Source organism: Psychrobacter proteolyticus, assembly GCF_003350005.1.
In the GTDB taxonomy this organism is placed as follows: Bacteria; Pseudomonadota; Gammaproteobacteria; order Pseudomonadales; family Moraxellaceae; genus Psychrobacter; species Psychrobacter proteolyticus.
Window position 1 is genome coordinate 282,498 of the sequence record NZ_QLKS01000003.1, and the last position, 11,904, is coordinate 294,401.

The 11,904-nt window shown below is 43.8% G+C and carries 7 protein-coding genes; 3 read left to right on the forward strand and 4 right to left on the reverse strand.

What is annotated here, in order from left to right; all coding sequences use genetic code 11:
* Positions 1–249: 249 nt before the first annotated feature.
* Both DXK30_RS08350 and DXK30_RS08355 read left to right on the forward strand, forming a co-directional pair.
* On the forward strand, positions 250–957 hold the full coding sequence (locus tag DXK30_RS08350; protein ID WP_114701313.1) for a hypothetical protein: 708 nt from the start codon (positions 250–252) through the stop codon (positions 955–957).
* A complete protein-coding gene (locus DXK30_RS08355; RefSeq protein WP_114701314.1) occupies positions 938–2,026 on the forward strand; it encodes an XRE family transcriptional regulator in 1,089 nt (362 codons plus the stop codon). The genes DXK30_RS08350 and DXK30_RS08355 overlap by 20 nt, the downstream gene beginning before the upstream one ends.
* Positions 2,027–2,108: 82 nt before the next feature.
* On the opposite strand, the gene purL is transcribed toward DXK30_RS08355, so the two are convergent.
* Positions 2,109–6,110, reverse strand: a complete 4,002-nt coding sequence (gene purL, locus DXK30_RS08360) for a phosphoribosylformylglycinamidine synthase (protein ID WP_114701315.1) — start codon at positions 6,108–6,110, stop codon at positions 2,109–2,111.
* A gap of 482 nt (positions 6,111–6,592) precedes the next feature.
* Between purL and DXK30_RS08365 the strand changes: the two genes are divergently transcribed.
* Positions 6,593–7,087 (forward strand): pyridoxamine 5'-phosphate oxidase family protein, encoded by a 495-nt coding sequence (locus tag DXK30_RS08365; RefSeq protein WP_057758090.1) that lies wholly within the window; start codon positions 6,593–6,595, stop codon positions 7,085–7,087.
* Positions 7,088–7,189: 102 nt separating this feature from the next.
* Here DXK30_RS08365 and pgsA read toward each other — a convergent pair whose 3' ends face one another.
* The 3 genes from pgsA to acs all read right to left on the reverse strand — a co-directional run bounded on the left by pgsA (position 7,190) and on the right by acs (position 11,888).
* A complete protein-coding gene (gene pgsA / locus DXK30_RS08370; RefSeq protein ID WP_057758088.1) occupies positions 7,190–7,873 on the reverse strand; it encodes a CDP-diacylglycerol--glycerol-3-phosphate 3-phosphatidyltransferase in 684 nt (227 codons plus the stop codon).
* 578 nt (positions 7,874–8,451) lie between these two features.
* Positions 8,452–9,645 carry an NAD(P)/FAD-dependent oxidoreductase gene (locus DXK30_RS08375; RefSeq protein WP_114701316.1) on the reverse strand — a complete coding sequence of 398 codons (1,194 nt, stop codon included), beginning with the start codon at positions 9,643–9,645 and terminating at the stop codon, positions 8,452–8,454.
* A gap of 281 nt (positions 9,646–9,926) precedes the next feature.
* Positions 9,927–11,888 (reverse strand): acetate--CoA ligase, encoded by a 1,962-nt coding sequence (gene acs / locus DXK30_RS08380; protein WP_114701317.1) that lies wholly within the window; start codon positions 11,886–11,888, stop codon positions 9,927–9,929.
* Positions 11,889–11,904: the final 16 nt, after the last annotated feature.

The window sequence follows — 11,904 nt, forward strand, 5'->3', positions numbered from 1 at the left end:
TTGATCAGCCATGGTTAGGGTGTACATTGTCACGACTGATAAAACGGCACTGATTTCAGTGCCGTTTTTTTCGGATATTAAGAAGTGATAAGATTTATGAGTTGATTGCTGAAGTGTGAAGAGCATTTAGAGGATAAGTAATTTTGATTAAATCATTCTGTATAAAAAAAATGATCTTAATCGATATTTTTACTTTTTAACACATCATATGATGTTATAATTTATAAAAATTACATGGATGAAACTAATATGTACCAAGCACCACAGTATGAAATCTTCAGCGACCTAGATAGCCGCAACACAGATGGTGAGCTTATAAACAATAGCGAAGCTGTGGAAATTTTGAAGAATAAATTCGGTTTTACTCCTCAAGTCATTTTCGATGCTATTCAAAAAGCTGATCAAAATTTCAATATGAAAACTAAGGTAAACTGTGCAAGCGGTATAGCACGTTGGGGTGACATTGGGGAAAACATAGCCCTACAATTAATTTCTAACGAAATCGAATTTAGCCGAGGTCAAGGACAACCTACATTAACCATCGTTGATAACAATATTCAAATTATTATCATGTCCAGTAATGACGCTTTAGGTGATATGAATTTGCCGATTTCCTCCAACTGTTCAAAAGGTATTGAGACGAAACACAAAATTGATATAAATAAATATAGAAATATGACTAGCGAGAAACTAGAAACTTGGGTTCTGTATTATCCTTCAAGAAAACACGAAATTTATCAGGATGATGCTCCAAGTCTAATTTATGAACTTGCAAGACCAATGTCTTATATAGTAATGGATGATGGAAAAATTTTTCCAACTGACCATGATTGTAGATTGATGTTTTCTTCAGATTCAGAAAATGAGGTTCAGTCATATATGAGTGAGTTTGCTGATGAATCAGTGAACGAGGACTCGTTTGAAATTGGGTATAAAAATGCGAGCAATGAAGAGTAACTTTGAATTCAATAAGCGCCGTCTAAAAATAGCTAAAGACTTAAAGGGGAAAACAAATAAAGATCTAGCAAATATATTGTCATGTACTGAAGCTACAATTTCAAATTATTTGAACGAAAATAAACCTTCAGTACCTGATTTCGAAAAAGTAGTTAAGTTAAGTGAGTCATTAAACCTACCTTTTGACTTCTTTAACTCTACTTTCAAAACACAAGTAGTAGATGAGCAAATTTTCTTTCGTTCATATAGCCGTATAAAAGCTCAGTACAGAAACTCTGCACTTGCTTACAGTGAGTTTGCAATTCAAACCTTGGAGTATTTTGACAAAACAATATCTAATCTTCCCATTTTCCAAGGCTTCGATATTGATACTTTGGTTAATGAGCCTGAAAAAGCTGCTTTAACACTTCGTGGCGATTGGCAATTAGGTATTCTACCGATTAAAAACATTATTGCCCTACTCGAATCACATGGTATTGCAGTATTCCGTTTGCCAATGGAAGTAAAAGAAGTTGATGCATTCTCTTTTTATCATGATGGGCGACCTATAGTATTTTTGAATACAGCGAAGTCAGCAGAAAGAATGCGCTTCGATGCTGCTCATGAACTTGGTCACTTAGTTCTGCACAGTGATGATAAAAATGTACTTGAAAATATGAAGGACAAAGAGCACGAAGCTGATAGGTTTGCTTCCAGTTTTTTAATGCCGAAAGAAGCATTTGTAGTTATGGCTCCAAACAATCTAAATCTGCCGAATCTAATCAGCTATAAAAAATACTGGAAAGTGTCTCTTGCGGCTATGAACTATAACTTACACACTAATGGATTATTAACTGATTGGCTTTATCGTTCTAATTGTATTGAGTTTAGTAAACAAGGATATAATAAGTTAGAACCTGAACCTATTGAACGTGAACGACCGATTCTACTTAATAAGATTATTAAGGTTCTCTTAGAAAAAGAAGGTAGGAATTTTTATGAGAATATTGATTTTGGCTATCAAATTTTAGATGATATAACGTTCAAGTTAATTAGTGAAAACACTAAGCCTAGACTGAAGTTACTCTAAAAGCATTACTCAAAACACAAAAAAGGTGAGCATTACGCCCACCTTTTTTTATGCTTACAACAATACTCTAAACGAACTTAGCCTATCTAAACCAAGCGCGAGCGTTGCGGAACATACGCATCCACGCACCGTCCTCATCCCACTCTTCTGGTTTCCAGCTGTGGTTATAGGCTTTTAGGTTACGCTCAGGATGTGGCATCATGATAGTGACGCGACCGTCAGTGCTACATAGACCCGTGACACCGCCGAGCGAACCGTTTGGATTGAGCGGATACGTCTCGGTTGGATGGCCTTGGCTGTCGACATAACGCATCGCAAGCTGACCGTGTTTTGCCATACCGTCGATTTCTGTGTTGTCTAGCGTGGCATAGCCTTCACCATGCGCCACAGCGATTGGCAAGATGCTGTCTTGCATCCCTTTGAACAGGATAGACTTGGTACGCTCGACTTTTACGTTGACCGTACGCGCTTCAAATCGAGCTGATTTGTTAGCAACGAAGCGTGGGAAGTTTTCTGCACCTGGAATGAGGTCTTTTAACTGAGCCATCATCTGACAGCCGTTACAGACACCTAATGAGAAGGTATCAGGACGGGCAAAGAAGCGGACAAACTGCATGCGTAGCTCGTCATGGAACAAGATAGAGTTCGCCCAACCAGAGCCAGCGCCGAGTACATCACCATAACTAAAGCCACCACAAGCGACCAGACCGTCGAAATCACGTAGATTGATACGACCACTCAGTAGATCGCTCATGTGTACATCGACCGCTTCAAAGCCAGCTTGAGTAAAACCTGCTGCCATCTCTGTCTGACCATTGACGCCTTGCTCACGCAAGATAGCGACTCTTGGCTTATTCTCGCGGCTTGCCAAGTATGGCTCTTCAACCTTTTGATTCAGATCAAAGTTCGGCGCAGCGATCAGACCTTTATGGCTCGCGTCGCTAATCAAGTCATACTCTTGCTGTACGCACGCTGGATTATCACGGCGACGCGCGATTTGATAGCTGACCTGCGTCCATGCTTGCTGTAACTCGCTACGGCTAAAGCGTAAGGTGTCATCACCCTTAAGCGTTGGCGTTTGAATTAGTAGGCTGTCTTCTTCAGAGCTTTGTCCAACGAGGCTTAGCATGTCGCTCACGTTATGCTGATCTGCTAGCTCCATCAAAGTAGCAACGTTTTCTGGCAATACTTGGATAACTGCGCCCAGCTCTTCACTGAACAGTTGACCCAGTAAGTTGTCATCATTTAATGACAGCTTGATACCCTGACGGCTAGTGAACTGCATCTCAGCGATGGTTGCTAGTAAACCACCATCACCGATATCGTGATAAGCGCTGATGACGCCTTGCGCGTTACCCGCTTGGATAAAGTTAAAGAAGTCGATCAAGTCGCTCGGCTGCGCCAAATCTGGGCAGTCGTTACCTAATTGGCTAAGTGTTTGTGCAAGGATTGAGCCACCTAGACGCAGTTTCCCTTTAGATAAGTCAATACGATAGAATGCACTGTCGCCATTGATGAGTTCAGGGGTGAGCGTTTTTGCCACATCAACGACAGGGGCAAATGCGGTCACGACCAAACTCATTGGCGACACGACAGATTTATCAGCGCCCTCTTCATCACTCCAGTTGGCACGCATCGATAGCGAGTCTTTACCGACTGGGATAGCGATACCGAGTGCTGGGCACAGCTCTTCACCGATTGCATGTACCGCATCGAAGAGTGCCGCATCTTCTGCATCATCACCACACGCTGCCATCCAGTTCGCTGACATCGTGATATCAGACAATTGAGCGATACGCGCACCAGCGATGTTAGTAATCGCTTCACCGACCGCTAGACGCGCAGATGCTTTTGGACTGATAAGAGCAACAGGTGTACGCTCGCCAACACTCATTGCTTCGCCAGTCATTGGCTGACCATCTAATGCCACCAAGCCAGAAGCCGTCACTGCGCAATCTGATACAGGCACTTGATAGCGACCTACATACTGATCACGCACGACCATACCCGTGATAGAACGGTCACCAATGCTAATCAAAAATGATTTGCTAGCGACAGTTGGATGACGCAATACATCGGTGATTGATTCGGCTAGATTCACATCACCAAGCTCTAATGCTGGCAATGTGCTCTCAGTACGCTCAAAGCTGCGTTGCATTTTTGGTGTACCGCCGAGCAGTACTTGCATCGGCATATCGACTGGTTGCTCGTCCAACAGCTCATCATCAACGATTAGCTGACGGATATCAGTCGCCTCGCCCAAGATGGCATATGGGCAGCGCTCACGGGCACAGATCGCATCGAACTGATCTCTGCTCTCTGGGCGAATCGCTAGCACATAACGCTCTTGCGCTTCGTTTGACCAGATGGCCATTGGCGACATGCCAGCTTCTAATGATGGAATCTTACGCAAGTTCAGATGCGCGCCCATTTCATGGTCATTGACCAGTTCTGGCATCGCATTAGACAGACCACCTGCCCCTACATCATGTAAGGACACAATTGGGTTGCCGTCTTTACTGTTATTGCTTACATCGACATCATTGCCCGCTAGTGCCCAGCAGCGATCAAGGACTTCTTGGCAACGACGCTCCATCTCAGCGTTATCGCGCTGAACTGAGGCAAAGTCTAAGCCTTCATCAAGGTCACCACTATCGACTGACGATGCGGCACCGCCGCCCAGACCGATTTGCATTGCAGGGCCACCAAGGACGATGAGCAAATCGCCTTTTTTGATTGCATTCTTTTCAATCAGATTGCGTTTGATATTGCCGTAACCACCTGCCAGCATGATTGGCTTATGATAGCCCCGCATCTCGCTACCGTCTTTTGCGGCAGAAGTGTCTAGCTGAAAACTACGGAAGTAACCGCATAGATTTGGACGACCAAACTCGTTTGAAAAATTGGCACTGCCTAATGGCGCTTCGGTCATGATCTCAAGGCTAGTTGCCATACGATCTGGCGTGCCATAAGCCTGAGTGCTCAATTGACCTGACTGCTCCCACTTTTCGCTAAGCTCTGGGATATGCAGATGTGACACGTGGAATCCCGTTAGACCCGCTTTTGGCTTACCGCCACGGCCTGTCGCACCTTCGTCACGAATCTCACCGCCCGCACCCGTCGCCGCACCCGAATAAGGAGCAATTGCCGTTGGATGATTGTGCGTTTCAACTTTCATTAAGATATCGATGTTCTCTTGATGAAAGTCGTAAGGATGGATTGAGTTGGCATCCATCGCGTCAGTCGGAATAGGATAAAAACGCATGCCATCAGAACCAGCCATCACAGCGGCGTTGTCTTTATAGGCTGATAAGATACCTTGTGGGTTCGACTGGTACGTGTTTTTAATCATTTGGAACAGTGATTTTGGCTGTGCTTCGCCGTCAACTGTCCACTGGGCATTAAAGATCTTATGACGGCAATGCTCTGAGTTGGCCTGTGCAAACATCATCAGCTCAACGTCAGTTGGGTTGCGTTTCAACTCATTGACATAGGCATTCATCAGATAGTCGATATCTTCACTTGATAACGCAAAGCCGAATTCTGTATTGGCTGATTCTAGTGCTGACTGACCTTGTCCGATCACATCGATATGATTTAGTGATGCTGGCGCTTGATCATCAAACAATTTGCTGACATCGCTCAAGTCATAAACCAAGCTCTGAGTCATACGGTCAAACAATAACTGCTCGGCGTCTACTGGTAGTTTTTCGCCTGCGTCACCGTCTATTTTTTCATCGAGGGTTAACGTATAAACAACGACACGCTCAACACGATTGATCTCGATTTCACAGTTATTAAAGATATCTGTCGCTTTACTTGCCCATGGCGATATCGTACCAAAACGTGGCCCAACGATGACTTGTAGTTGGTTGTCTTGCGGCGCATTTAGCGTTGCTGACTGGTCAACCGCCAGTAAATCTAGCGCTTTTTTATGTTCATCACCAGATAGCTCTCGTGATAGCACATACACTTGCTGTGTACTTATTTGACTGACATTTAGCTCGGTTTTTTGCTGAAACTGACTGATGAGTTGCTGCGTCTGAAAATCGGTAAGAAACGGTTGTCCGGCGATGGTCATCATAAAGGCATAATCCGTAAGATCAAGGCATCTCTGCCATGCTAAGTAAATGGTCTGGGTATTATAACAAGAAGACCTGTAATAAGCAGGTCTAAACCGAGATAAATTGCCGATAAGTTGCGTTCTATCACCACTTACTATTTGCGAATCGATAATTCAAAAAAGTATCTTTTTAAGTCGTTTTTGAATCATCCATCGAAAAATAGAACGCTCAAATCTACGCTGTCACAATTTTTACCTAACCTTCATATTCCTTACAAACACTCACATCGCATTACTGGGAACCTATATAAATGTAGGGTGACAACTCGGTATTCTAGTCTCAGTTGTTAAGGCGACGATGACGTTTTACTTTTAGTTTTATTTAACGGTTAAATATATCTAGCCTAAAGAAAAATTACTATAAATAATCAACTGTTCAATTCGGCTAATTAAAACAATGCTATATAAGCTCAATTAAAACACTATAAAAAAGGAAATTTATTATGAGTAGACAAGACCATATCGATAAAGTACAAGAACTGGTAAAAGAGGTGAAATTTGCCATGATGACCACTCGTACTCACGAAGGCCATTTACATGCCTGCCCGATGACCACTAGCGAGACGAGCATTGGCGCAAAAGAGATTTGGTTCATTGGTGATAAGACTACCGAAACCATCAAAGATATTGAAAAAGACCCACAAGTGAACTTGGCCTATGTGAGTCAAGATTCAAAAGATTATGTTTCTATTAACGGTAAAGCAGAACTGGTCGAAGACCAAGAGAAGTTAGATGAGCTATGGTCGCCAATTTACAATGCATTCTATGAACAAGGTAAAGAAGATCCAAATGTACAGTTAATCAAAGTCGTCCCACATGGTGCCGAATACTGGCTAAGCGGTAGCTCAGTAGTCAACATGTTTAAGATGACCACTGCTGCAGTAATGGACGGTAAGAAAGCGACCAACTTAGGCGAAAACAACTCAGTGACACTATAAGCCGTCTAATTTTTAGGCAGTAAAAACAAAAACGCCAGTGGCTAATGCGACTGGCGTTTTTTATTATCTAAATTTTATACTGATTACTTTTGTTTTATGAAATTATCCGCTTTGCTTTAAATAAGGCCAAGCTGCTTTTAGATAAATCATCATCGACCATAAGGTAAGTATCACAGCGGCCACCATTAGTACGTAGCCGATAGTTTCAAGCGACTGCCAGTTAAGTAGTAGTACGGTAATCGCTACCATCTGGAACGTGGTTTTTAGTTTGCCAACATAAGATACCGCGACGCTAGTGCTTTTGCCTAACTCTGCCATCCACTCGCGTAATGCTGATACTGCGATTTCACGCGAGATAATGACGATAGCCGCTATCGCCATTATGATATTGGGGTGCCACTGTACAAGAACGATGAGCGCTACAGCTACCATCAATTTGTCAGCGACAGGGTCCAAAAATCGACCAAAGGCTGACATGACATTTAGTTTACGAGCAAAATAGCCATCAAGCCAATCGGTAATCGCGGCAATAATAAAGACGCCGGTCAATAATAAATGGCGCAACAAGCTATCGCTAAACTCGCTCATCCCAACGCGCGCAATGACATTGTCTGAAATCGCAGGCATACCAATACCCATGGCGGGCGGCCAATAAGCAATCGCGACAAATAGCGGAATCATTAAGATACGCGCAATCGTAAGGTTGTTAGGCAAGTTAAAAATACTCTTGGTATTTTGCGAACTTGGCGGTTCTTCCTGCGTATGCAAATGCGTGCTGTCAGTCATGGCAAACCCAGTTTAATATGAACATAATAATGGCAGATAGCTTAGCATTTTTCGGACAAGGCGTCATGCCATCTCTGCAGCGATTAAGTTATCAAAGATATCCAGAAAGGTATCAAGATCGACTAGATGCCCTCCTATCGACATAAGGTATTGAAATTATTGGAAGCCTTTATGAATGATTTCACCATAAAGCTCCGCTACTTACTCTAAATATCAGTGCTTCATACCAGTCTTTGCGTCTTTTGGATTTTTACAACGTAATATACTGTAACCAAAACCGCCAGACAGCACTCAATTGCGCTATCATAGCGACTGTACCAGAACACTTGTACACTTAAATTAGTAAATGTAAATAGCTAAGTAAATATCTCTACCTATTGTATTGATAATTATTACTCTTATAAATAACAGTAGAGAGCACCAATAATTACAACAACTCTTGACCACGGCCTGTGTAGCTAATACATGACCCGTTTTCCTCAGCCCACAGTACCTCCTCTGTGGGCCTTTTTTTGCTTATATTTTGCTAAACCCAAATATCGTTAAATGATGCAAAATAATGAGCATGGGTATTACGCTTACTGCGTTTGCATGATTGCCTTAACGGTTTGCTGCGCCATTCGATAGCAGCTTTCTATATTACCTTTTGCACACCAATCACCACTGACGATCCATTGTTTGGTTGCATCGATTAAGATGCCTAGCTCTTCAGTATCCTTATTTACGACAGTAGCTGCATAGCGCCAACGATGACAATCTGTTTGGCTAGGTGCGCTGTCTTCATTCCAATTTAATGCTTGTTTTGCCGCCTGTAATAATTGTTCTTCGACTGACTCCATATCGTCATCGACGTGGGCTTCTGACCAGTCATTACGTGCATGAATGGTGACACTTGGTAGTAGCTCATCACGAGTAGACTTTTGATGCTCAATAAATATCCTATCAAGAATAGCGCTATTTAAATAAGCGACATCCCATTGCGGTGTTAGCTGACCCTTTAATGTCTCAGGTAGCTTTTGCACATCATCCCAACCAAGCATCAGCGTATAGCAAGCTTGCATTTGCGGTTTAGTAACTTTGTCTTGTTGAGCAAAACCGCTATCTGCCATTAGCTCTACCGCCTGACCATTTGGCGCTGTGCAGATCACCCAATCAAACCAACCGAGACTGGCTCCAGTTTCGTCAAATAGCTCAGTTTGCTTGCTGTTTTGATTAAAAGTTTGGTTCTGAGACTGCTGTGGGTTTTGACGGTGCAAATACTGAGTGAGCGGTGCGACACGAGTCTTAAATACTATAGTCGTGTGATTAAGCGCGGCGGCCAATTCACGGCCCCAACTGGTCATTTTTGGTGTGCTGATATAGCGAGCATGCACCACGTCCCATTGTTCTTTGCTTTGGACATTAGGCGGTTGCCCATTATCACTTGCTGGCGTTAACTCAACCACTTCAGCACACCACGGCTGTAGCAACCCTGTATCTAACCAAGGCGTGATAAATTGTTGAAAGTCAGTAGTTTTCGCAGTGAAAAACTGTGCGCCGAACGACCATTGCCAGTTTTTATCAGTTTTACTATCGCTGCGATAGCGGGTCGCTAAACGGCCTACACTGCGTGATTTTTCAAAGATAGTGATTTGCGGGGTGTTAGATGACGAGCTTGATTGGTTTGACGCGCGCTCTAATAGTGTTGCTGTGAGCAAACCCGTTAGGCCTCCACCGATGATGGCAATTTTTGGAGCAGATAGAACAGTTGAGCACAAAGCATGATCAGTCATGATGACAGTAGACCTTATAAAGTATTTATGAGTCGCTACTATATTAATTAGTTAGCCTAGTAAGTACCGAGTGACTCGTCAATTAATCGTCAATTAAAATGGTAGCGATGTTGTCTTGTTAGCATTATTGAACCTTCAAAATGAGCTAATATCAATATCGTCTACGTAAAAAAGCCATGCTATTCTCGATAACATGGCTTTTATTTAACTTTAATATGCAAATATCAATGGCTAGTATTGAGTCACTATCCTTGATACTACAGGTTCGTTATCAGGCTGACTTACTCTCCACGACCCGCTTTAACCTCTTCAACCAAGTCATTAATCACCGAGCTATCGGCAAGCGTAGACAGGTCGCCCAGTCCTACATATTGACCTGCTGCAAGGTTACGCAAGATACGGCGCATGATTTTTCCTGAGCGGGTTTTTGGTAGCGCATCGACCATATAGATGGCATCTAAAGTCGCAATTGGTCCAATCTCGGCACGCACATGACGTTTTAGTTCTGCTTTTAGATCGTCGGTCTTTTCTTCACCTGACTTTAGAATGATAAATGCACAGATACCTGTACCGCGTATCTCATGCGGCATACCGACAATTGCAGCTTCAGCAGTTGCAGGATGCGCAACCACAGCGCTTTCAATCTCTGCTGTGCCCAAGCGATGCCCTGCCACGTTGAGTACATCGTCGACACGACCAGTAATCCAGTAATGCCCATCTTCGTCACGCTGAGCGCCATCACCTGTGAAATAATGACCCGGATAATCGCTAAAGTAAGTCTTTAAAAAACGTGGATGATCATTGTAGATAGTACGCATTTGCCCCGGCCAACCACTACTGATCACCAAATTGCCTTCTGCAGGGCCTTCTAAAATAGCACCATCGCTATCAACGATTTCTGGTTTGACGCCATATAGTGGTGTCATGGCCGCGCCCGGTTTGAGATCGACCGTGCCTGGTATTGGCGCCATCAAGATGCCGCCTGTCTCGGTCTGCCACCATGTATCGACGATAGGACATTTGCCATCACCGACGACATTATAGTACCAGTCCCACGCTTCTGGGTTGATCGGCTCACCGACCGACCCTAGCAGACGCAAACTAGAACGATCCGACTCTCGAACAAAAGCATCGCCCTCTTTCATCATCGCGCGAATGGCTGTCGGTGCAGTATATAAAATAGTCACGTCATGCTTATCGATAATATGACCGATACGCGCCCATGTTGGGTGCTCTGGCACACCTTCGAACATTACTGTCGTCGTACCATTGGCCAATGGTGCATAGGTCGAGTACGTGTGACCAGTAATCCAGCCCACATCTGCTGTACACCAGTAGACGTCATCTTCTTTGATATCAAACACATCACGGAAGGTCGAAAGCGCATAAGTAATGTAACCACCTGTAGTATGCACGACGCCTTTGGGTTTCCCAGTTGAGCCAGAGGTGTACAATAAAAATAATGGGTCTTCGGCATTCATGACTTCAGGCTCACAGATCTCTGATTGACCATCGACCAAATTGTGATACCACACATCACGGCGCCCACTCATTGGTATAGAGTTACCCGTACGATGAACGACGATGACTTTTTCAACACTCTCAGTGCCGTCCATGTCGAGTGCGTGATCGACATTGGCTTTGAGCGGTGTGTGCTTACCGCCGCGTAAACCTTCGTCAGCGGTAATAACAACTTTTGAGCGACTGTCTATCAAGCGATTGCCCAAACTCTCGGCAGAAAAACCACCAAATACCACTGAATGCACCGCACCGATACGCGCACATGCCAGCATCGCTACCATGGCTTCCGGTATCATCGGCATATACAAGGTGACGCGGTCGCCTTTTACAACGCCAAGCTTGCGCAATGAATTACCTAAGCGGCAGACAGCTTCATGCAATTCTTTAAAAGAGATGATTTTGTGCAACGAAGGATGATCACCTTCCCAGATGATAGCAGGCTTATATGGATCTTTTTCGAGGTGACGGTCGAGACAGTTGACTGAAATATTCAGCTCCCCATCCTCAAACCATTTAATGCTAAAATCGTCTAAGTCATAATTGACATTACTGACTTTGGTCGGTTTCTTTATCCAATCGATTAGCTCAGCGCGCTTCGCCCAAAAAGCATCACTTGCTTCTGTTGATTCGATGGATTGTCCGTAGTCTTTGAGGTACTGTTCAGGTGTGGTATTGGCAGCAGCCATAAACTCGGCTGAGATAGGAAATGATTTCTGAGTCATAGTATTTGGTCCCTTT

Bases quoted from the DNA above. Each gene is read 5' to 3' on its own strand.
- purL (WP_114701315.1), bottom strand. From the start codon at position 6,110: ATGATGACCATCGCCGGACAACCGTTTCTTACCGATTTTCAGACGCAG.
- acs (WP_114701317.1), bottom strand. From the start codon at position 11,888: ATGACTCAGAAATCATTTCCTATCTCAGCCGAGTTTATGGCTGCTGCC.
- pgsA (WP_057758088.1), bottom strand. From the start codon at position 7,873: ATGACTGACAGCACGCATTTGCATACGCAGGAAGAACCGCCAAGTTCG.
- DXK30_RS08350 (WP_114701313.1), top strand. From the start codon at position 250: ATGTACCAAGCACCACAGTATGAAATCTTCAGCGACCTAGATAGCCGC.
- DXK30_RS08365 (WP_057758090.1), top strand. From the start codon at position 6,593: ATGAGTAGACAAGACCATATCGATAAAGTACAAGAACTGGTAAAAGAG.
- DXK30_RS08355 (WP_114701314.1), top strand. From the start codon at position 938: ATGCGAGCAATGAAGAGTAACTTTGAATTCAATAAGCGCCGTCTAAAA.
- DXK30_RS08375 (WP_114701316.1), bottom strand. From the start codon at position 9,645: ATGACTGATCATGCTTTGTGCTCAACTGTTCTATCTGCTCCAAAAATT.